We start from the raw sequence: 22137 nt of genomic DNA, 5'->3' as shown, positions 1-22137 counted from the left end.
TTCATGTTTTTTTATATAATAAATGTTATTAAGTTGGATATTAAAGTTAAATTAGGTTTTGTTGTATTTATATATAAATTGAGCTTTACGTATTATTATTTGCGGTGTGTTTGAGGTAGTTGAAGTTATATCTTTGATAAACCGATTTAAAAGGGGTATTTATGTTAAATGAAAAAATTTTGGATGCTTTAGGAGATCTCTCGAGCATTTCTGATGATCAACTTCTTGATGTCACTGAGAAATCAAAAAGAGGGTATCAGTTGATCAAAGAAGAAAGACTTTCTGAAGCAGAAAGTTTATTTTCTGATATCCTTGAAAAGGATAATGAGAATAATTATGCTCTTGTTGGGCTTGGAGACATTGAAAGGAAGAAGAATAATTACGATAAAGCAATAGTTTATTATCAAAAATGTCTTGTAAAGCATCCGAGCAATAATTATGCTCTTTTTGGACTTGGAGATTGTTACAGAAATTTAGATAATTATAAAAAAGCCACAGACATATGGGAAGAATATTTAAAATATGATCCTGAGAATATAACGGTTTTAACAAGAGTCGCGGCATCTTACAGGAAGCTAAAAAATTTTCAAAAATCTAAGCAAACTTATCTTAAGGTAATGGAATTAATACCTGATAATGATTATGCTCTTGTAGGTATTGGCCATTTGTATTATGACTTTAAAGAATATAAAGAGGCTTTAAAGTATTGGCTTAAAATGTATGAATTAAATCAATCTAAAGTTGATGTTAGAGTATTAACTTCAATTGGTAATTGTTATCGTAAGCTAAGGGAATTTACCAGAGGAATTTATTTTTTTAAAAAAGCTTTAGAAATTTCACCTAGCAATTTTTATGCTGTTTTTGGACTTGCTGATTGTTATAGAGGCAATAAGGAGTACAAAGAGGCTTTAAAATATTGGCTTGATATTATCGAAAAAGATCCAAAAAATAATTTGGTTCTTACAAGAGTAGGCGATGCTTATCGCTATTTAAATGATTATGAAAATTCTCAAATTTATTATAAAAAGGCCCTTGATGTTGATTTTGATATGTTTGCCATACTTGGACTTGCTCTTATTCAAAAGGAACAAGGTAAATATGAAGAAGCATTAATAGCTATTAAAAGTTTAATTAAAAACAATCCTAAAAATTCAGCATTGTATGTTAATGCTGCTGAATGTTATGAAGCATTAGGGCAGATTGGAAATGCTGTTGATATTTTATCAAGCTTTTTACAGCTTGGTATGAAAAATATTGTTGTTATTGACTACCTTGCGGTTCTTAGGAAAAAAATGGAATGATGGATTCTTTACTTGAAACTGAAAAATCTATTTTTTTTGATAAATTAATAGATACTCATGTTCATTTTTATGAATTAAAGAAAAGATCTTTGGATGTCAATTACATTATTAATGAATGTTTTAAAAACGGCTTTTCTTATTTTCTTGATGTTGGATTGCATCCTAGTGATTTTAATGACAGAAAAGATCTTTTAAGCCCTTATTCCAATGTGTTTTTAACAGCAGGTATTCATCCTTTAAATTTAAGTGATCATTTTAAAGATGATATTAAACAGCTTGAGAAAATTTTGATTAGTGAAAATGTTGTTGCCGTTGGGGAGATGGGTCTTGATTATTTTAAAGCAGATAACAAGAAATTTCAAATTAAAGCTCTTGAAGAGCAATTGTATTTGGCTGATAAATATAAAAGGCCAGTTATTTTGCATATAAGAGATGCCTATGATGATGTCTATAATATTGTAAGGTCTTTAAATTTTTTAAATAGGGGTATATTGCATTGTTATTCAGGAACTTATGAGCATGCTAAAAAATTTATTGATTTGGGATTTAAAGTTTCTTTTTCGGGCAATATAACTTTTAAAAATGCACAACCTTTAAGAATTCTTGTTGGCAAATTAAATATAAATGATCTTTTAATAGAAACGGATAGCCCTTTTTTAGCTCCAGTGCCATTGAGAGGCAAAATTAATTCACCTTTGTTTTTAGGATATGTATGCCTTGAGATTGCAAGGATTAAAAATTGCTCTGTTAATGATGTTGCTTTTGCAGTATATAATAGCTTTAAAGATCTTTTATTGCTGCATTAAATTTTATTTATAATTATTTATTTGTATGGTTTATTATTAGTTTTAAATTTAATCATTTTTATTGTTTATAAATGTTAAATTCATATTGAAAATCTTTTTCAACATCTTTTGCTATTTTTATCAAATCAGGCTCTTTAAGGGTGATTATATATTTTAGCTTAATAATTTTTAAGTCTTTTCTTGTATTGCCAATTAATACAAATTTTATATTTTTAGAAAAAGGCGAATTTAGTATCTTTTTTAAAATAATATTATTATCTCTTAAAGAGAATAATATTATTGTTTTTATTTGAGAAGTAATGAATGTTTGAATATAGGATATGTTTTTTTCGTTTATTAGAGTAATATTGACATTTTTTTCTTTGCCTTTTTTTTCCAAGTATTCAAGGTCTTCGTTATTTAGAGATTTGTCTCTAAATAGTAATGTTTTTTGCAAATCTATTGATTTTTCGTTAAGCAGAAAGTCAATAGATTTTTTTAGAGAAAATTTTATTTTTGATAGATAAAAAATTTTCTCTTTTAGAATTTCGTTATTTAGAATTTCATTATTTGATTTATGAGTTAATAGTATTTTTTTTGTTGTTTTAAGCTTGTCTTTTATAATTTCTAAATTTTTGTCATTTATAAATAGTATTTCGTTTTTTATGAATGGAGTTGTTTGAATTTCAAAAAAATATTCAGTTGCATCTGAAAAAATTATTGCATAATTAAATTGTTTTTCAATAATAGAAGATTCTTTGCATCCTTGTATTGAAATTACTAAGAGCGCTATTATAGCAAGTTTTTTAGGGCCAGACATTTTATTTCTCAGTATATTTATTGTTAATAGTCATAGATATTAAAGCCAAACCAAGTATTATTAGTGCATAGATGCTCATGTTGGTTAAAATTAATGTTTTTAAAGTTGCAATAAATAATCCTAAAAATAGAATAGGAGAAAGAATAATTTTGTATTCTTTTGCCGAGTATTTTTGGCATTTTTTAATTTTCTTTTCAAAAATTATGGCCGAAAAGATTAGTTCTATTGCATTAAGTATTGGTAATTCTATATATTCATAAATTCCAAAAATTTTGCTATTTAGAATTATTATTTCTAAGTTTTTAGAAAATATTAGTCCAAATGTGAAATATATAAGTATTGTTAATTTTTTTTTAAATAAAGAATTTTCATTTAGAGTAAAGAAAAATATAAATATTAATAGTGGGAATATATAGTAGTATAAATGTTCTTTGATAAATATTGAAATCCCCAGGCTTATTCTTGATGTGTAATCTAATTCAAATGATCTGTATAGAATAAATTCTTGAGTTAAATAAAGAAAAGAAAACATTGTTATTGCAAGAAATATTGCTAAAACATGGGCTTGGGTATTTTTTGTTTGACTTTGTTTTAGCCGAATATTCATATAAATTTTTAATATTAGTGGTAGACTTGTTAATAAAAATAAACTCATTGTAAGTACAATTCTACTTTTAAACGTTTTTTAAATCAATTGATTGACTAAAAACTTGTGTGATTTGGATATTTGTTTTATCAATATTATTGATTTTATTACTTTTTGTAAACATTATTCCTAGAATTTACTTTTTAGTGAATGTATAATAAAATTAATTATTAATGTTAATTATTAATTGATTTAGGAGTATATATTTTTTAGATGATAAATAGAAATGCCAATAGAGATAGGGATAGGTCCAGATCAAATGACAAGGAATTAAAAATTAATTACAGAATTAAGGCTCGCGAGGTAAGAGTTATTTTTGAAAATGGAACACAAGAGGTTTTATCGATTGAAGATGCTATTAAAAAAGCAAAAGAAGCTGGACTTGATTTGGTTGAGGTTTCTCCTAATGTATCTCCTCCGGTTTGCAAGATTATTGATTATGGAAAATATAAATTCCATCAAGAAAAGCGTCAAAAAGAGCAAAAGAAAAATCAAAAAGTAATTAAGCTTAAGGAAGTCAGAATGCAGCCCAAGATAGATGCTCATGACCTTGATTTTAAATCAAAAAACATTTTAGGTTTTTTAAAAGATGGCAATAAGGTTAAAGTTACAATAAGATTTAGAGGTCGTGAACTTGCTCACACATATTTAGGATATGGTATCTTAAATAGCATTCTTGAAAAAGTAGGGGATGTGAATTATGTTTTGGAATCTGCGGCTAAAATGGAAGGCAAAACAATGTTTTTAATTGTAGCGCCTAAGTTTAAAAAATAAATATTAAATTAAAGGGGAAGAAATGGCAAATAAAATGAAAACACGCAAAAGTGCAAAAAAAAGGTATTCTTTTACTGTAAACGGTAAAGTTAAGTATAAAAAACAAAATTTAAGGCATATTTTGACAAAAAAATCTTCTAAGCGCAAGAGAAATTTAAGGAAATCGGGCAATCTTTCTTGTTTTGAAGTTAAAAGAATTAAAACTTTATTACCTTATGGTTAAAATAATTTTAGGAGATAGATATGGCTAGGGCTAAAAACGGCACAGTTCACGTTGCAAGGCGTAAGCGAATTTTAAAAAAAACAAAAGGATTTTGGGGTACAAAAAAGAGCAATTATAAAAAAGCTAAGGATACCTTGARAAAAGGTATGATGTATGCCACAAGAGATAGAAAAGTTAGAAAAAGAGATTTTAGGCGCTTGTGGATTTCAAGAATTTCGGCTGCTTTAAGTGATACTGGGGTTACTTATTCAAGATTTATTGAGGGTTTATTGAAGTCTAATATAAAAATTAATAGAAAAATTTTGTCTAATTTAGCAATTGAGGATGTTGAAGCTTTTAAAAAAATTGTTTTAGAAATAAGAAGATGAAAAATCAAAGCTCCTGGGAGGTTTAATTTTAAGAATTAGAGTTATTTTTTTGCGACATCTCATAAAATTTAGGAATTTGAATATTTTTAGTCAATGATAGCCAAAAGCAATTCAGAGGTTAAGAATAAAAATTCCGCCTTGAAAAATAGCGCTAAATAAAAATGTTCTTATGTTGGCTTTTTGGGAGTTTAATTTATTTTAAGGATTATTATTGTGCAGCTTATTTCTCTTAATAATATTGAAAAGCAAGAGAGTTTTATATACTATAGAAATGTATATTTTGCTGATGTTATTTATAAGTATAATGATATCTTAGAAATCAAAAAAGTCAAGTTTGTAATTGAAGCTACGCCCTTAGGAGAAAAGCATGTCACTATTGATTTTATAGATCTTTTAAATTATCCTGTTTTAAAACTAATGGTTGCAATTAAAAGGCGTGTAATCGATTTGGAGTTTAAAGGTAAGCTTCCTTGATTTTAGAATTTAAGTCAGAAAAAAAAATGATAAATTTTTCCAAATCTTTTTTTTATCCTTTGCCAATTGGTAAAATATTTGTTTTAAGTGGTGACATGGGATCTGGAAAAACTAGTTTTTTAAAGGGACTTGCCCTTAACCTTGGAATTTCTTATTTTACAAGTCCAACTTATAACATTGTTAATGTTTATGATTTTATAAATTTTAAATTTTATCATATTGATTTATATCGGGTGTCTTCTTTGGAAGAATTTGAGCTTGTTGGGGGATTGGAAATACTTATGGATCTTGACTCGATTATTGCTATTGAATGGCCACAAATTGCTTTGAGCATTGTTCCAAAAGATAGATTATTTTCTTTAACTTTTAAAATAGTAGGTTCAGGCAGGGTTGTAGAACTTAATGGTTAATACACTTGCATTTGAATATTCATATAAAGCATTAATAGTTTATTGTAGAATTAATAATAATAATTTTTCATTGGTTAAACTTAAATCAAATTTAAATTTTAGTGTTCCAAAAATTTTCAATGATTTTGTAATTAAAAATAATATCGATCTTAATCAAATTGAATTAATTATAAATTCTTGTGGTCCTGGTTCTTTTACTGGTCTTAGAATTAGTTTAAGTTTTGTCAAAGGCCTTGCTTTAGGTCTTTCTATTCCTTTTGTCAATATTTCCACATTAGATGTTTTTGCAAATTTAGTTGAAAATAACCCCAGTGCAGTTGTATTAACTTTTACTGCAGGTAAATATTTTCTTGGGAATTATAAAAATTGCAAATTGATAGGGAAGATTTTGTGTTTTTCTAAGAAAGATTTGTTTGAATATTTGAATCAGATTGATCCAAATTCAGTGCTTATTGGGAACAATCTTGAAGATGTTTGCAAAGAGTGCAATTATAAATTTAAAATCATTGAAAATTTAAGTTCGTTTGGAAAAATTTTAACAGAACTTGGGGTAGCTAAATACTTAAAAAATCGAAAAGGTGATGATATTTTGTCAGGACCTCTTTACATAAGACAAAGTGATGCAGAGGTTAATTTTCATTCTTGAAATAATGATTAAAAAGGCTTTTAATTTTGCTTATATTGTGTTTGTCTTTTAGTAGTGATTTTTTGTTTTCTTCTATAATAAATTCATAAATTTCAGATCTAAATATTTTAATGTTTTCAGGGGCTTTAATTGCTATTTTAACAGCATCCTTTTTTATTTCTAATATTAAAACCTCAATATCAGAATTTATTTTAATGCTTTCATTTGCTTTTCTTGACAATACTAGCATCTTTATTCCTTGAAAACTTTATGGTGTAGTGAGTATTTTTCATTTGTGCATATAGCTTGTTTTCCAAGTAATTTTTTTTTGTTTATTATGATTGGTGCCTTTAGGTTAGCTGTAATGTCTTTATAATCATTGACATGCATATTGATTATGCATAGTATAACTTTTTCATCTTCTTCTTTTGCTTTAATGTCCGACCAATCTTTTTCCTGGATATTTGGTAAGTATTCGCTTAAAAAATTGAAAGGAGATGTCACCAAAAAACTTACGTCTTTATTGATGGATTGCATAATAGAAAAAGGCTTATACTTAGAGTCTTTTATTATAAATTTTTTAATGTTTTCAAATCCAAGTATTCCCTCGGGAAAATCAAATTCTATACTTTTTTCATCTATCATTCTATTTTATAAAATCTAATAAAGTCGTTTGCATTATTTTAGCAGAGATTCCTATAGACACTTGATAAGCTAAGCTTGCCATATTTAAATTAGTTATTGCTTTTGTTACATCAAGATCTGTATATTGAATCATATCTTCTTTCATATCTGCAGCTTCTTTGCTTATTCTTTCATAGCTTCTATCAAGTCTATTTTCTTTTGCTCCAAGATCTGCAACGGATATAAGTAATCTTTTTAAGCTTTCGTCAATTTCTGCCAGACTTCTACTTCCAACAAGCTCTTCTTTGTTATTGTAAAGTGTGTCTCTAAGCTCAATAAGCGCATCGAAAATAGACCTACTTCTAACTTCTGTGCTACTAGAAAGGTTGTAAGGAGGTAGTTTGGTATCATTGTTTTTGGTAAGTATTCCAAGTGTTTGTAAAACATTTGATTCCTTTTCTTCTGTTATCCAAATTTGGTGTGGAGTTGTAGTTTTAATAGACAATGAGTTTAAAACGGGATCAATGCTTGCTTCAACAGGCGCTGAAGATTCATTGATTTTTGCAACGATGTCAAGAGCAGTATCTCCTGCTGTTAGTCCTATCTCAATATTGTCAATATAAATTTTTGTATTTTCTTTTACGGCAAATCCATTAGTGTTTATTGATGAGATAATATTTTGATTTTGTAAGAAAAATATTACATTTCCAGGGTAATTATTTGACATATGAATGTCATTGTATACCTCTGTTTTTTTTTCAGCTTGGTTGCCGTTGTATTCTACTTTGATTATTTGGGGGCCCGCACCGTCTTTGCTTGTTTTGCTTATTTTATTCTCTCTAGTTACCTTAAACGCCTCGCTATCAATTTTAGTCCCCGAGAATATGCTGTATCCATCAGGCCCTTTGGCGTTTGCTATTGCAACTACATCTTCAAGCAAGGCATTTACTTCTTTTGATATCATTTTTTTGTCATCTGATTCATAAGTTCCGCTTGCTCCTTGAATTGCAATTTCTTTAGCTCGTGTTAAAATATTTGTAAGAGACTGTAAATATCCTTCCGTATATCTAAGGTTGCTTTTAGAAGTGTCAATATTTTTTATGTATACATTAAGCTTAAATATGTCGTTATCTAGTCTTATTGCGTGAGTAACGCCTGTTGGATCGTTTCTTAATTTTACAATCCTTTTGCCGCCTTTGTATAAGTTTTCTAAAAGTTTTGTAATTTTAGACTCTTGCTCTGCTGAAGAGGTTTTGAAATTTTCATATGTTAATGGATGACTTACTCTATTTATCATGCTTATACTCCCATTTTATTTATTACTGTGTCTATTAGTTCAACAGAAACAGTGATAAATTTACTTGCTGCAATAAATGCTTGTTGAAATTCGATCATGTTTGCAAGTTCTTCATCTTTGTTTACTCCAGAAATAGACATTCTTAGATCTGTTAAATCTTTTAATATTTGAGATTGGCTTTCTTTTGTGATTTCTGAAATTTGTCCTTTTATTGCTATATTTGATGCTGTATTTGCAAAGTAATCATTTAATGTTAAATTTTTGCCAATCATAATCTGAGAATTTCCAAAAGAGGAGATTCTTAGTGCTGCTTGGTTATCTCCAATAGATATTTCATTTGTTGGATTTTTAATTCCCGATGCTATTTTTGAAGGATCTGAGTCTATTATGTCTGCAACTTTTATCCATGCTGCAGGATTTTTTAGAGGAGAGATTGAATAAGTCGATTTAGGCGCCAATTTGTCTGTTGTGTCAATATTTTTATAATCATAAGCTCCCTCAGGTCCAGATGCATTTAATATTCCTGTATATTTTGTTAGAAATGATCCAGAATCTTCTATATGTTTGATTTTAAATGTTATATTCTCATCTTCTTGTTCTTTAACTGCTTTGATTTCAAGCTTGCCTTCTGAGTTAATTCTTGCTGTAACTTGTGCGTTGGAATTATTTATTCTATTTATTACATCTTGAACTGTATCTGGAGCATTGTAGGGTATTTCTACAATTTCATTACTATTTGTAGCTTCAAATTTAAGAGTTCCGTAAAATCCCAATTTTTCTTCTGGAAATATTTCATTTGTGCTGTTAATTTTGAAAATATGAACGGAATCAAACTGACCATTTCCGTTAGTATCATATCTACCTCGATCATCAGTTAGTTTTAGTTCTTGAGAAAAAAAACTTCTTCCATTTTTTTTATCCATTCCACGTCCTGCTTCATGTATTTCATTAACAATTTCTATAATGTTGGCAGCTATATTATTTAGTTCATTGATTTCGTTTTTAATCTCTTCATCTCTTATGTTAAGCAAAGATCCCAGCTTTCCCGTTTTAAGGTAAGCTTTGTCATTATTTGCCCATAAAATGTTCCATCTAGTTCTGGTGGGCCCGTTTGTAGCTTCTAGTTTGAATTCATTTGCAATTGAACCTTGTACAAGATGTCTTCCTTCTGCGTGGATTAAAAATTCATTGGGATCTTGTTTGTTTTCAATTGATACACTTATTATATTGCCTAATTTTTCAACCATTAAGTCTCTTGCATCCATTAAGTCATTTGGATTGTCTTTCATTGCTTGAGATTTTGAAATTTGTTTATTAAGATTTGCAATGTTTCTAATGTAATTGTTTGCCTCATCCGTTGTAATTTTTATTTCATCGTTTGCCATTATGTAAATTCTTTCAAGCGAATGGAATCTATTTCTTATTCCTTCACAAAAAGATTTGCCTCTTTCTAGAATTATTTTTCTTTCTGCTAAACCTTGTGGTTGATTTGCTAGATCGTGCCAACTTTCCCAAAAATCATTTAATCTTTTTCTTATTGATTGATCCTCAGGTTCGTTATAAACATCTTCTAATATTGATATAAACTTGTCTTGTGAAGTCCAGTATCCTAGTCGGTGCGATTCTTCAATGATTCTTGTGTTAAGTAGTTCATCTTTTACTCTGTCTATAGATTGAACAACAATCCCCTGTCCCAATTGTCCTTGTTTTTTGGCTCTGTTTAATTGTGGAGCATAAAGAGGAATTTCGGTTTTCATTGTTACTCTTTGCCTTGAATATCCAGGCTTTGTAGCATTGGATAAATTGTGCCCAACTGTATTCATAGCATCTTTATGTGCAAATAAACTTCTTTTGCCAATTTCTATTCCTGAAAATGTTGAATCCACTCTAAACTCCTTTAAAGTTTTTTATTTATTAAAACGGAAGCTTCGTTTGAGCGTCCAATTTTTGGCCCGTAAGGGTTTTTATAAGTTACATTTTCTACACTTTCTTGGATATCTTGGAATATTATTGATAACATGTCAAGGGACGTGTTTACATAGTTTTGTATTATGTAGTTTAAATTTTTGATATTCAGTATTCCAATTTTCAATTTGTGTAGATAGTCGTATATTTCTTGTTTGTAAATTGTAGTCAATTTTTCTACAGCTTCGTAAGTTGACTTAAAGTTTTCATTTTTGGTAAATTTTTTCCAAATTTCATCTCTTTTGCTTTCAATTTCTTTAAAACTTTCAAGCAATATTTTTGTTTTGTTTGCGACCTCTTTAAGTCCTATTTCATTTTTATTGTCGATATATTCTTTTATTTTTAAGTATGAATTATATATTTCTTCTACCAAGAGAAGTTCTTTTTTTAAGACTTCTTTTAGTTCAGTTTCAAGTTTTGTTTTCATTTTTATGAAATTAATTATAAGCTATTATAAACATATTTACAAATCAATTTTGTCTTTTTTATTGTGTTATAATACATTAAAGTATGAGTAAGTTTTTTGAGAGAGATGATGATATTGTAGCTCTTGCAACACCTTTTTTAAGTAGTGCTTTATGTGTGATTCGTAGCAGTGGTGCTTCTTCTATATCTAAATTTTCTAAAATCTTTTCAAATCATTCAGCTCTCAATTCAGCATCTGGGAATACGATTCATTACGGTTATATATTAGATAGTGAGAATGGTTGCAAGGTAGATGAAGTTGTTGTTTGTTTATATCGAGCACCAAAAAGCTTTACAGGGCAAGATGCTATTGAAGTTATGGCGCATGGTTCTGTGATTGGAATTAAAAAGATTATAGATTTGTTTTTAAAAAGTGGGTTTAGGATGGCTGAACCTGGTGAATTTACTTTACGTGCATTTCTTGCTAAAAAAATTGATCTTACAAAGGCAGAGGCAATTCATGAGATTATTTTTGCCAAAACCAATAAAACTTATTCTCTTGCAGTTAATAAACTTTCTGGAGCTTTGTTTGTTAAAATAGATGCAATAAAAAAAAGTATTTTAAATTTTCTATCAGCTGTTAGTGTTTATCTTGATTATGAGGTTGATGATCATGAGATTAGTATTCCTTTTGACTTAATTTTAAGTAGCAAGGCTGAACTTAAAAAATTAATTAATTCTTATAAGGTTTATGAAAAAATTGATAATGGTGTTGCTTTGGTTTTAGCAGGTTCTGTTAATGCTGGAAAGTCGTCGTTATTTAATTTATTTCTCAAAAAAGATAGATCAATTGTTTCTTCATATCCAGGCACTACAAGAGATTATATTGAGGCAAGTTTTGAGCTTGATGGTATTTTATTTAATCTTTTTGATACAGCAGGACTAAGAGATGCTGACAATTTTGTTGAGAGATTGGGAATTGAGAAAAGTAACTCTTTAATAAAGGAAGCATCTTTAGTGATTTATGTGATCGATGTTAGTTCAAATTTAACAAAAGATGATTTCTTATTTATTGATTCAAATAAATCTAATAGTAAAATATTGTTTGTTTTAAATAAGATAGATTTAAAGATAAATAAGTCCACTGAAGAATTTGTTCGCTCAAAGGTTTTAAATTCTTCAAATTTAATAATGATTAGTACTAAAAATTTAGAAGGAATAGATATTCTTTATGACAAAATAAGGGCTTTAATCTCTTATGAGAGAGTCGAGATTGGACTTGATGATATAATAATATCATCAAATCGTCAGATGCAACTTTTGGAGAAAGCTTATGCTTTGATTTTAGATTTACTTAGTAAAATTGATCGCCAAGTAAGTTATGATATGTTAGCATTTGATGCTTATGAGATTATCAACTGTTTAGGGGAAATAACAGGAGAAGTTAGTAGTGAAGATGTTCTTGACAATATGTTTAAGAATTTTTGTTTGGGGAAATAAATATGGATTTTGACGCAATTGTTATTGGAGGGGGGCATGCGGGGATTGAAGCTGCTCTTGCTCTTTCAAGGTTGAATTTTAAAACTTTAATGATTACTCAAAATTTAGATACAATAGGCAAGCTTTCTTGTAATCCTGCTATTGGTGGGCTTGCTAAGGGTAATATGGTTAGAGAAATTGATGCTCTTGGTGGTGAAATGGGTCGTATTATTGACTTTAGCATGATTCAGTTTAGAGTTTTAAACAAAAGTCGTGGCCCAGCAGTTCAAGCTCCACGTGCTCAAGCTGATAAATTAATGTACCAAACCAAGGCTAAAGAAACTTTAGAACGTCAAGACAATCTTGATCTTTTTCAGGATACAGTTGTGGATTTTCTTCTTAATTCAATGAGAAATGAAATTGAAGGTGTTGTTACAGAGAGAGGCAATAAGTTTAGATCAAGCGTTGTGGTACTTACAACAGGGACGTTTCTTCGAGGTAAAATATTTATTGGCGAGTATAGAGCTGATATGGGTAGGCTTGCTGAATTTTCTGCTTATGGGCTTGATAAAACTTTACTTGGTCTTGGATTTGAAATGGGTAGGCTTAAAACGGGCACTCCAGCAAGAATTCATAAAAAAAGTGTGGATTTTTCAAAGACGGAGGTTCAATTTGGAGATTCAGATATTATTCCTTTCTCTTTTTCAAATGGCAAGTTAGATAAATCTCAACTTTCATGTTATGTAACCTATACTAATAAAAAAACTCACGAAATAATTAGCGAGAATATGCACCTATCACCTCTTTATTCTGGTGAGATTGTGGGTAATGGTCCAAGATATTGTCCTTCTATTGAGGATAAAATAGTAAAATTTAAAGATAAAGATAGGCATCAAATTTTTATTGAGCCTGAAGGTTTTAATACTGAAGAAATGTATCTTAATGGTCTTAGCTCTTCTTTGCCTGAAAATATTCAGCAAAAATTGATTAACAGCATTGAAGGCCTTGAGCATGCTGTTATTACAAGGCCCGGTTATGCTGTTGAGTATGATTATATAAATCCAATTGAACTTTACCCAAATCTTGAGAGCAAAAGAGTCAAAGGGCTTTTTATAGCGGGGCAGACTAATGGCTCTTCAGGGTATGAAGAAGCAGCAGCTCAAGGGTTAATGGCTGGAATTAATGCTGCTCTAAGACTTCAAAATAAAAAGCCAATGATTTTAACAAGAACTAGCTCTTATATTGGAGTTCTTATTGACGATCTTGTTACCAAAGGCACTAAAGAACCTTACAGAATGTTTACCTCTAGAGCTGAGCACAGACTTAATTTAAGGCATGATACTAGTGACAAGCGTTTGATTAAGATTGGATATGATCTTGGGCTTGTTGATGAGAAGAGGTATTCAAGATATCTTTTTAAAGAGAGCAGGGTTGAAGAGATAAAGGAGCTTTTAAAGCAAAGGCGCCTTAGTTTAAAAGATGTTGTTGATGAACAATTAAAAAAACATGTTAGTAAAGATTTTTACCATATTTTAAAAGATCCTTCTATTAGTTTAGATAATCTTATAAAGATTGATCCAAGTTTAAGTGATTCAAAAGTAATTTTAGAGCAAGTTGAATTAGATGTTAAATATGAAGGCTATATTAATAGACAAAAGGATTTAATTAAAAGGCTTGATAATCTAGAGCTTGTCAAGCTACCATTTGATTTTAATTATGAAATTATTGAAGGCCTTTCAAGAGAAGCTAGAGAAAAATTTTCTAAGATTCAACCAGCTACCCTTGCTCAAGCAAGTCGAATTCCTGGAATAAGAAGTACAGATATTACTGTTTTGTTAATATATTTTTCAAATCCTAAAAATAAGGTAGTTATAAATTTTTCTTTATGATAAGTGATATTGAATTTGCTTTGTCAGAACATAATTTTCAGTTTGCTTACAAAGATCTTCAGAAGATAAATTTATATATAAAGAGAATTTTACTTTTAAATACTAGATTTAATTTAATTTCAAATAGTAATAGCAATTTTAATTCTATTCTTAATCTACACGTTATAGATTCTCTTTTGGGATTGTCTACTGTTAAAGAGATTAATCCTTCTGAAGTTCTTGACGTTGGAAGTGGTGCTGGATTTCCGGGCATTATTTTGGCTATTTTTGACTCTTCTAGAAAATATTATCTTTTAGAGAGAAGTAAAAAAAAGTCTACTTTTTTAAAAATGATAAAATTAGAACTTGATTTAGAAAATGTAAAAATTTTAGAATATGAGATTGAAAAAGAAAAAAAGAAGTATGAATTTATTACAATTCGAGCTTTTAGAAATATGAATGAATATGCATTAATTTTAAAAAATCTTTTAAAGGGTGGGGGATTGATTATGGCATATAAGGGTAAATTTGATAGAATTAACCTTGAAGTCAATCAAATTAAAAATTTATTTAGTAAAATAGAAGTAAAGTCTTTAAATTCAAAATTAAGAGTAGATAGAAATTTGGTTTTGCTTTACAGATAATATTATTATCGTTTAAGTTCAGTTTATATTTTAGAGTGATTTTGACTAGGAGTATTATGAAGAGTGGTTTTCAGATAGATTCAGAAGTAGAGAATGCATTACATTTGATAAATAAATTTAGAAGAGAGGTTGCAACCAGAGTTCTTGGTCAAAAAGAAATGATAGATGCTATTTTAATGGGTCTTTTAACAGATGGGCATGTTTTACTTGAAGGGGTTCCGGGTCTTGCCAAGACTCTTGCAATTCAAACTGTATCTGATGTTCTTGATCTTGAATTTAAGCGCATACAGTTTACCCCAGATCTTTTGCCATCTGACCTTACTGGTAATATGGTTTATAAAAGTGCTACAGGCACTTTTAAAGTTAGAAAAGGTCCAGTATTTTCAAATGTTATTTTAGCAGATGAAATCAACAGGGCTCCTGCAAAAGTTCAGTCTGCTCTTCTTGAGGCTATGGGAGAAAGACAAGTAACTCTTGGAGACGAAACTCATAGGCTTCCAGATCCGTTTTTTGTTCTTGCCACTCAAAATCCAATAGAGCAAGAGGGGACTTATAATTTGCCAGAATCCCAACTTGATAGATTTTTATTAAAAGTTAATGTTCATTATCCATCAGTGCAAGATGAGGTAAGGCTTTTGAAAATATTTTCAGTAGATGGGCGTCTTGAGAATATTAAAGTTGCAAAGGTGATGAATGCTTATTCTTTGGCTGATATCAAGAGAACGGTTGGTAGAGTAAAAGTTGATGACAAGATAATGCTTTATATTGTTACTTTAATCTCGGCATCTCGTGAAAGGGATAAAAAAACTTATCCGTTTGCCAAATATATTGAATTTGGAGCATCTCCTAGAGCTTCTCTTAGTTTATTAAAGTGTGCTCGTGTTAATGCTCTTTATGAGGGGAGAATATTTGTTTTACCAGAAGATGTCAAAGCTGTTGCTTACAGCGTATTAAGGCATAGAATTACACCATCTTATGAGGCAGAGGTAGAGGAAATGAGCATTGATGATATTATTAGAATGCTTCTTTCTGCTGTAGCGCTTCCTTAGGAAATGATTTTAAAATGATACAAGATAATGAGATAAGTAGTAGTACTAAAACTAGGATAAAAGCTTTAAAATTCTTTTCAAGGAAAATGCTTTCAGAGCTTAATTTTGGTGGTTATCGTTCAATTTTTAAAGGTCTTGGCCTTGAATTTCATGAGTTTAGGCCGTATGAGGATTCTGATGATGCTAGATTTATTGATTGGAATGTGAGCTCAAAAGCCGACAGCATTTTTTCAAAGGTTTTCAAAGAGGATAGGGGAATGAATCTTCATCTTCTTGTTGATAATTCACTTTCCATGAGCTTGGGAGACAAGGTAAACAAAAAGGATGTTCAGGATTTGTTGGTTTCTATTTTTGCACATATGGCATTTTTTAATAATGATAAAATAGGTGTTACTTTTTTTTCAAGTGGAACAGACAAGTTTATACCCTCTAGCAAAGGTCATTCACACTTAGGATTGATATTAAGTGAAACAATTAATAGAAATCTTAAGCCGGGTAGCAGCTTGGCCTATATTTTTAAAAATACGGCAGAATATTATAAAAAAAGATCTTTAGTTATAATTATTTCTGATTTTAAGGCGAATGCTTATTTTAAATCTTTAAATGTTTTAAGCAAGAGACACAATGTTATTGCTATAAGAATTTCAGATTTTTTTGATGAAAATTTTCCTAAAATTGGGACTTTAATTTGTGAAGATATTGAAACTGGAGAAAATTTTTTAGTTTCGGGGTTTAGCAAGTCAACATTAAGTGGTTATAAAAACTATTGGACGCTTGATAAAATAAAATGGAAAAAAGAATGTATTAAAAAAAATATTAGTTTTATTGAGATTGATACTAAAGAAGATGTTTTTAAAAAACTTAAAATTCTTCTTAAAAAGGGACAATAGATTTTGAAGAGAGCTGTTTCAAATCTTTTTCTTTTTTTAACCTTATCTTTGTATTCTTATGAAATAAAAAATGAAATATTTATGCCGACTCGTTATTATGTAGGTGATTCTGTTGATTTTAAAGTTTCATTAATTTTAAATGATGGTGAAGAGTTTTCCCCTGTAGATTTTAAAGATATTAATATTAAAGATGAATTTGTTGAAGTAAATTCGATTAGTTTTAATAACACAACAAATGAAATAATAGTTAATTTTGTTTCTTTTTATATTGGAAGCAGCTCTCTTCCCTCTATTTATATTGGTGATGTAATTAGCAATGGTAAGAAAAACAAGGTTATTCTAAAGAATATAAAAATCAATACAGATAAGCTAGTATCTAATAATTCTGATTTTAAAATTAAAAATATAGAAGGTGTTTTATTTATTCCTGGAACAAGCACCTATTTGTTTTTATTCATTTTTGTTTTGTTTTTGATTCCTTATTTGGTTATTAAGCTTTTAAAGCTTTTAAATCGGCTTTTGATTTACTTGATAGTTAAGCACGGACTTAAAAAGCCTTATAAAGTATTGCAGAGGCAGTTTGTTATTTTGTCTAAATACGTTAGAGATGGTGGGGATCAAAGTGCATTTTATAATTTAATAAATTCTTCTTTAAGAGTTTATTTATCTAAAAAAACAGGTTTTGATTTTAATGCAATCACTACAACAGAAATTTCTATAATTTTGCAAGATCTTAAGGTTCCTTACGAGATTCGATCAATTTTTATTAATACGTTAAGACTTTCTGATTTTAGTAAATTTAGTGGTGTTGATTTGGTATTTGATAGCTTGTCGTTTGTTTTAGAGGATTTAAGAACGGCAGCATCGAATTTTGAAGAATTTAATAGAGGTGCTAATGTTAACATTTAATGAGCCTTTATATTTGTTTTTATTAGTAATTTTTCCTTTAATAATTTACTTTAATCATTTTTTAAAAAATAGAGGAGGCAAGATAAAGTTTCCAATATCGCTTTACGGCAATTTCAACTCTTTAAAACTTAAGGATTATAGATTAAATTTGATGTATTTTTTTACTTACTCTTTTTTATATTTAGCTGCAATGGTTATGGTGTTTGCTTTAGCAGGTCCTTCAGTTTCAAAAAAGAAGATGATACATCTTAGTGCTGGTGCTGACATTGTCATTGTTCTTGACATATCGCCTAGTATGGGGGCTGTTGAGTTTTCTTCCAAAAATAGACTTGAATTTTCAAAAGAATTGATTAGAGGTTTTATTTCTCAACGTGAAAATGATAATATTGGTTTGGTAGCTTTTGCAAAAGATGCTTCAATAGTAGTGCCTATAACAACAGATAGGGAATTTTTTAATAAAAAGCTAGATGATATTTATATTATGGATCTTGGCAATGGTTCTGCTTTAGGGCTAGGTATTTCTATTGCGCTGTCTCATTTAAAGCATTCTGAGGCTCTTAAAAGATCAATAGTGGTTTTAACAGATGGGGTTGTTAATTCAGATGAGATTYATAAAGATCAAGTGATCAATCTTGCTCAAGGTTTAAATGTTAAGATTTATTCTATTGGTATTGGAAGTTCTGAAGAATTTAGTGTTGAGTTTAAATTAAGATCTGGAAAATTTTATCAGGGAAGTTTTAAAGAGGTTTATGATCCTAGTATGCTTGTGGAGATTTCAAATAAAACGGGGGGGCTTTTTTATTCGGTTAATGATGATTTTTCTTTTCAATTTGCAATTCAAGATTTTTCAAAAAAGGAAAATTTGGAGAGAAAAATTAAAATAGCTGTGGACAATAAAGATATTTATAAAGAATTTTTAGTTTTAGCGTTTTGCTTATTGCTTGTTTATTTTATTTTTTCAAAAATTTTCTTAAAAGAGATACTATGAGTATAAATAATTATAGTGCTTTATACTTTTTTTTAGTTTTATTGTTTATTTTTTTTGTATGTGTGCTTGATTTTAGACGAAATATTCCGTTTTTTAAAACCTTAAGTTTTATGTATGGGGACAATTCTTATATTCAAAATTACTACATTAAAAAAGTTCTAATGTCAATGTTTTTTATTTTTAGCTTGATTTTTTTAATTTTATCCATTTTGGATATTTCTTGGGGGCAAAGAGCTGTTGAGGATGAGAGAAATAAATTGAGAATTTCTTTTATTTTTGATATTTCTCGTAGCATGTTAAGTGTAGATGAAGGTAAAATTATTAATAGACTTGAGAGTGCTAAAAATATGATTAGTTTAATTTTAAGTAATTTTGAGAATGCAGAATATTCCCTTACTATTTTTAAAGGCAAGTCTAAATTAGTTTTACCTTTTTCTAAGGATAAAAACAGTTTAAACAAGATGTTAAATTATATAGAGCCTGATTTAATAAGCTCTCCTGGAAGTTTTTTAGGAGATGCTGTTTTTAGTGTAATCTCTAATGTGCCGGATGACTCGTATTATAATTTTTTAGTTATTTTAACAGATGGCGATGATTGGGGGGAAAATAATTATTATAGGTTTTCTAAATTTGTCAATAATTTAAAATTGGAAAGTTTTGTGGTTGGGATTGGCGGGAGTAATCCCGTTTTATTTAATCAAAATTTAAGCATTAAAGATAAAAATGGAAATCTTGTTAAAACTGGGATAAATGAGGAAAATTTACTTCTTCTGGCCTCTTCTCTTAAGGGATCATATTATAACTTGTATTTAAAAGGGATTAACTTTGTTGTCAATGATATAAGAAATGGTATAATAAGAAGAACGTCAAACGACATTATACTTGTTGATGTATCAAGATATAAAATTTTTTTGGTTATTTCATTGTTGTTTATTTTTATGTATTTGTTTGTCAGGATGATAAAGTGGGACGAAACTTTTTAGCAATTTTATATTTTTGCTTTTTGTTTTTAGGTTTTTTGTCTTGCTCAAATGTTAAATCCATGTCTTTAATGGCTATTGGTAATTACGAATATGTTAGAGGAAATTATCAAAATGCAATTTCAAATTATTATAATCTTGTAGAGGATGAAAAATATTCTGCTTGGGGATATTACAATCTTGGTGTTGTATATTATTCTTTGGGTGAGTATGAAAGTTCTCTTAGAATATTCTCTTACGCTAAGAAGACCAATGATATTTTTTTAAATTTTAATGTCAATTATAACGAAGGAGTAATATACTATAATCAAGGACTGTATCATAAGGCCGAGGTGGCTTTCAAAGAAGCTTTAAAGATTAATCCTGGCAGTTATAATGCTAAATATAATCTTGAACTTGCAATAATAAAAAAACGAGCGGTGCGCGATAGTTTGAATTCCTTAAGTGTAGAAAAAGGTAAAAATTTTGTTGAAAGTAATGAAAATTTTTTAAGGTATATTGAAAATCTTGAGAGGGTTGTATGGTTGAGAAAAATAGACGAGAATCTAGCTGTTCCAAAAGAAGATTGGTAATATTTTTTATTTATTTTTTTTCAATCGCAAGACTTTATTCGCTTACGGGCATTGATTTTGTTAAAAATATTAAAGTTTTAAAGGGCGATAAATTTATTCAGATTGTAAGACTTAATAATCCTTTGCAAGATATTGACATAAGTTTGCTAAAAGTTGAAATAAACAAAGAAGTTCAATCCAATTCCAATGTTTTATCAATATCTAGAACAACCGATAATAACTTTTCTTTTATTGAGATCAGGGTTGAATATCTTTTTGAGAGTTTGGGATTTATTAAAATTCCTCCATTAAAAGTAATTTATAAGGGCGATTTTTATATATCTTCAGAAGTTGAAGTTAGTGTGCTAAGAGCTGATGAAATAAATTCTTTTGGTTTGCCAGTTGATTTATATTGGGATCTTGATAAGAAAGAAATTTATGAATATCAAAGTATTGGACTTATTTTGCGCTCAAATTGGCTTTCAGATAGCAATTCTAATGAAATGTCTGGATCTTTGCCTGCTATTAAGGATGCAATGGTTGAAAAGATGCCTATATTTGGGGATATTAAATATAGAACTTTTCATAATAAAGAGATTTTAGATGTACCTTTTTATAACTTTATACTAACTCCTCTTAAGGGCTCAAAAAATGTTTTGATTCCCAGTTTTTCTTTTAATATTGGTTCTGGCCTTGTTAGGAATACCCCTGAGCTTTTATTAAAAGTTAAACCGATTCCTGGAGAGGTTAAATCTTTAGCAGTAGGAACTTTTAGAGTTGATTATGAGACTCCAACTTATTCGACAATTGAGCAAGATATATTTACTATTTTAATAAAAATTACAGGTCAAGGGAATTTTCCACATTTTTACTTTCCAGAGATTGAAACTTATAATTCTAAAATTCTTAATAAAAAGAAAAATTATAGCTTTAAGCCTTCTAAAAATGGATATAAGGGTAGTATTTCTCAAATTTATACAGTTAAGCCCGACACTAAAGGTAGTGTATTTTTAAATATTGGTGATTTTAATTATTTAAATCCTGATAATGATACAGTTTATACCCTTAAAGGGAAAAAATTGAAGTATGAATATTCAGGAGAGTTTAACAGCATAAATAGAGCACAAAATAATGTAGATTCTGATTTTAAACTATTATCTTATGCCGATATTTTGAATTATAAAAATAAAACTTTTTTATTTTTTGTTTCATACTATTATTTACTTTTGATTCCAGGATTTTTATTATCTTTAATTATTTTAATTAACTATAAAAAATTTTTTGCAGCATCAAGTTTTGGGCTGGTTATTTTAATATTGGCTGTTGGCATTAGTTTAAATGCTGTAAATGATGGTTTATTGTCGGAGAAAAATGTAAATGATTTGATTGAAGACTATAATACTAAAAATTATGATGCTGCACTTATCAAGATAGATAACATTCTTAAAAAATATCCAAATTATTCAGGACTTTGGTTAAATAGAGCCCTTGTTTTAAGTAAAATGGATAGAGATTTTGATGCTATTTATTCAGCTTATAAGGCATTTTTGGCTTCTCCGAATAATGAAACCTCTTATAAAGTTATTGATTTGATTGAAGCTAAAAATGGAGTTACAGACAATGTTCGTAACAATAGTTTTATTTTTTCTAATATTTTTTTTATTATCAGTTTATTTTTGATTAATTTTTTAGTTGTATCTATTTCTTATAGATTTTTGGCAAAAAATTTGAAAAAAATAATTATATTTTTACTTTTTTCTGCGGTTTGTTTTACTATATTTGAAACATATTATTTTTATTATGAGCAACAATCTGAAGTAGGAATAATTAAGGGTGATTTAGTCTCTCTTTATAAAGTTCCTGACAATTTTTCAAGGAGTTGGAGATTTTTAAAAGGAAATGCAAGTGTTTATATTCTTGACAGCAAAGATGATTTTGTTCTTATTGAAACAAGTTATGGACTTCAAGGCTGGATTCACAAGAATTTTGTTGTGTCCTTAAAAGATGATTTGATCTAAAAAATAAATATTTACAACACTTGAAAATTTTTTAAAAGGGTTTA

The 22137-nt window shown here is 28.7% G+C and carries 25 protein-coding genes; 18 read left to right on the top strand and 7 right to left on the bottom strand.

Going from position 1 to position 22137, the window contains the following annotated elements:
• Nucleotides 1-161: 161 nt before the first annotated feature.
• Complete coding sequence (locus tag BB_RS00945; protein ID WP_002657606.1) at nt 162-1301, top strand: tetratricopeptide repeat protein; 1140 nt, start codon at nt 162-164, stop codon at nt 1299-1301.
• Entirely contained in the window at nt 1298-2107 is an 810-nt protein-coding gene (locus BB_RS00940) for a TatD family hydrolase (protein ID WP_010889700.1), read from the top strand. Before BB_RS00945 ends, BB_RS00940 begins: the two co-directional genes overlap by 4 nt.
• Before the next feature lie 58 nt (nt 2108-2165).
• On the opposite strand, the gene BB_RS00935 is transcribed toward BB_RS00940, so the two are convergent.
• Together BB_RS00935 and BB_RS00930 are read right to left on the bottom strand one after the other, a co-directional pair.
• Nucleotides 2166-2906 carry a lipoprotein gene (locus tag BB_RS00935; protein WP_002662778.1) on the bottom strand — a complete coding sequence of 247 codons (741 nt, stop codon included), beginning with the start codon at nt 2904-2906 and terminating at the stop codon, nt 2166-2168.
• A 1-nt stretch (nt 2907) separates the two neighbouring features.
• Complete coding sequence (locus BB_RS00930) at nt 2908-3561, bottom strand: hypothetical protein (protein ID WP_002662769.1); 654 nt, start codon at nt 3559-3561, stop codon at nt 2908-2910.
• A gap of 204 nt (nt 3562-3765) precedes the next feature.
• Here BB_RS00930 and infC point away from each other — a divergent pair, with 204 nt between their 5' ends.
• From infC to tsaB, 6 genes are all read left to right on the top strand, one after another.
• Nucleotides 3766-4326: a translation initiation factor IF-3 gene (gene infC / locus BB_RS00925; RefSeq protein WP_002556788.1), complete on the top strand. Its 561-nt coding sequence runs from the start codon at nt 3766-3768 to the stop codon at nt 4324-4326.
• Between the two features lie 22 nt (nt 4327-4348).
• Nucleotides 4349-4549, top strand: a complete 201-nt coding sequence (gene rpmI, locus BB_RS00920) for a 50S ribosomal protein L35 (protein ID WP_002556787.1) — start codon at nt 4349-4351, stop codon at nt 4547-4549.
• Between the two features lie 20 nt (nt 4550-4569).
• On the top strand, nt 4570-4917 hold the full coding sequence (rplT, locus tag BB_RS00915; RefSeq protein WP_023003280.1) for a 50S ribosomal protein L20: 348 nt from the start codon (nt 4570-4572) through the stop codon (nt 4915-4917).
• 213 nt (nt 4918-5130) lie between these two features.
• The gene (locus BB_RS00910; RefSeq protein WP_002556785.1) at nt 5131-5391 is read left to right on the top strand and encodes a hypothetical protein; all 261 of its coding nucleotides are present in this window, start codon (nt 5131-5133) and stop codon (nt 5389-5391) included.
• Nucleotides 5388-5801 carry a tRNA (adenosine(37)-N6)-threonylcarbamoyltransferase complex ATPase subunit type 1 TsaE gene (tsaE, locus tag BB_RS00905; RefSeq protein WP_002663946.1) on the top strand — a complete coding sequence of 138 codons (414 nt, stop codon included), beginning with the start codon at nt 5388-5390 and terminating at the stop codon, nt 5799-5801. Before BB_RS00910 ends, tsaE begins: the two co-directional genes overlap by 4 nt.
• Nucleotides 5794-6447 (top strand): tRNA (adenosine(37)-N6)-threonylcarbamoyltransferase complex dimerization subunit type 1 TsaB, encoded by a 654-nt coding sequence (gene tsaB, locus BB_RS00900; protein WP_002657596.1) that lies wholly within the window; start codon nt 5794-5796, stop codon nt 6445-6447. Before tsaE ends, tsaB begins: the two co-directional genes overlap by 8 nt.
• On the opposite strand, the gene csrA is transcribed toward tsaB, so the two are convergent.
• From csrA to BB_RS00875, 5 genes are read right to left on the bottom strand one after another with little or no spacing between them, the layout of a single operon-like run.
• Nucleotides 6431-6676 (bottom strand): carbon storage regulator CsrA, encoded by a 246-nt coding sequence (gene csrA, locus BB_RS00895; protein WP_002556782.1) that lies wholly within the window; start codon nt 6674-6676, stop codon nt 6431-6433. The genes tsaB and csrA overlap by 17 nt on opposite strands.
• A gap of 2 nt (nt 6677-6678) precedes the next feature.
• Nucleotides 6679-7071 carry a flagellar assembly protein FliW gene (gene fliW / locus BB_RS00890; RefSeq protein WP_002556781.1) on the bottom strand — a complete coding sequence of 131 codons (393 nt, stop codon included), beginning with the start codon at nt 7069-7071 and terminating at the stop codon, nt 6679-6681.
• A gap of 1 nt (nt 7072) precedes the next feature.
• Nucleotides 7073-8347, bottom strand: a complete 1275-nt coding sequence (locus tag BB_RS00885) for a flagellar hook-associated protein 3 (RefSeq protein WP_002657594.1) — start codon at nt 8345-8347, stop codon at nt 7073-7075.
• A gap of 2 nt (nt 8348-8349) precedes the next feature.
• Nucleotides 8350-10233, bottom strand: a complete 1884-nt coding sequence (flgK, locus tag BB_RS00880; RefSeq protein WP_002656068.1) for a flagellar hook-associated protein FlgK — start codon at nt 10231-10233, stop codon at nt 8350-8352.
• A gap of 11 nt (nt 10234-10244) precedes the next feature.
• Nucleotides 10245-10739, bottom strand: a complete 495-nt coding sequence (locus tag BB_RS00875) for a FlbF protein (protein WP_002656867.1) — start codon at nt 10737-10739, stop codon at nt 10245-10247.
• A gap of 83 nt (nt 10740-10822) precedes the next feature.
• On the opposite strand from BB_RS00875, the gene mnmE reads away from it, so the two are divergent.
• The 10 genes from mnmE to BB_RS00825 are packed head-to-tail and all read left to right on the top strand — an operon-like array spanning nt 10823 to nt 22093.
• Nucleotides 10823-12217 (top strand): tRNA uridine-5-carboxymethylaminomethyl(34) synthesis GTPase MnmE, encoded by a 1395-nt coding sequence (mnmE, locus tag BB_RS00870; protein WP_002656499.1) that lies wholly within the window; start codon nt 10823-10825, stop codon nt 12215-12217.
• 2 nt (nt 12218-12219) lie between these two features.
• Nucleotides 12220-14085 (top strand): tRNA uridine-5-carboxymethylaminomethyl(34) synthesis enzyme MnmG, encoded by a 1866-nt coding sequence (gene mnmG / locus BB_RS00865; protein WP_002657592.1) that lies wholly within the window; start codon nt 12220-12222, stop codon nt 14083-14085.
• Nucleotides 14082-14708 carry a 16S rRNA (guanine(527)-N(7))-methyltransferase RsmG gene (gene rsmG, locus BB_RS00860; protein ID WP_002665606.1) on the top strand — a complete coding sequence of 209 codons (627 nt, stop codon included), beginning with the start codon at nt 14082-14084 and terminating at the stop codon, nt 14706-14708. The genes mnmG and rsmG overlap by 4 nt, the downstream gene beginning before the upstream one ends.
• Nucleotides 14709-14764: 56 nt before the next feature.
• Nucleotides 14765-15757: an AAA family ATPase gene (locus tag BB_RS00855; protein ID WP_002556774.1), complete on the top strand. Its 993-nt coding sequence runs from the start codon at nt 14765-14767 to the stop codon at nt 15755-15757.
• Nucleotides 15758-15771: 14 nt separating this feature from the next.
• Nucleotides 15772-16647, top strand: a complete 876-nt coding sequence (locus BB_RS00850; protein WP_002656651.1) for a DUF58 domain-containing protein — start codon at nt 15772-15774, stop codon at nt 16645-16647.
• 3 nt (nt 16648-16650) lie between these two features.
• On the top strand, nt 16651-17556 hold the full coding sequence (locus BB_RS00845) for a hypothetical protein (protein WP_002656117.1): 906 nt from the start codon (nt 16651-16653) through the stop codon (nt 17554-17556).
• Nucleotides 17543-18544, top strand: coding sequence for a vWA domain-containing protein (locus tag BB_RS00840; RefSeq protein WP_023003278.1), 1002 nt, complete (start codon nt 17543-17545; stop codon nt 18542-18544). The genes BB_RS00845 and BB_RS00840 overlap by 14 nt, the downstream gene beginning before the upstream one ends.
• Complete coding sequence (locus tag BB_RS00835) at nt 18541-19527, top strand: vWA domain-containing protein (protein WP_020948707.1); 987 nt, start codon at nt 18541-18543, stop codon at nt 19525-19527. Before BB_RS00840 ends, BB_RS00835 begins: the two co-directional genes overlap by 4 nt.
• The gene (locus BB_RS00830) at nt 19509-20096 is read left to right on the top strand and encodes a tetratricopeptide repeat protein (RefSeq protein WP_002659754.1); all 588 of its coding nucleotides are present in this window, start codon (nt 19509-19511) and stop codon (nt 20094-20096) included. Before BB_RS00835 ends, BB_RS00830 begins: the two co-directional genes overlap by 19 nt.
• Nucleotides 20090-22093: an SH3 domain-containing protein gene (locus BB_RS00825; protein ID WP_010889697.1), complete on the top strand. Its 2004-nt coding sequence runs from the start codon at nt 20090-20092 to the stop codon at nt 22091-22093. Before BB_RS00830 ends, BB_RS00825 begins: the two co-directional genes overlap by 7 nt.
• The last annotated feature ends 44 nt before the right edge of the window (nt 22094-22137 follow it).

Source organism: Borreliella burgdorferi B31 (assembly GCF_000008685.2).
GTDB classification, from domain to species: domain Bacteria; phylum Spirochaetota; class Spirochaetia; order Borreliales; family Borreliaceae; genus Borreliella; species Borreliella burgdorferi.
Note: the sequence above shows the minus strand (reverse complement) of the source record. Positions and strands in the feature narration are given on the sequence as shown.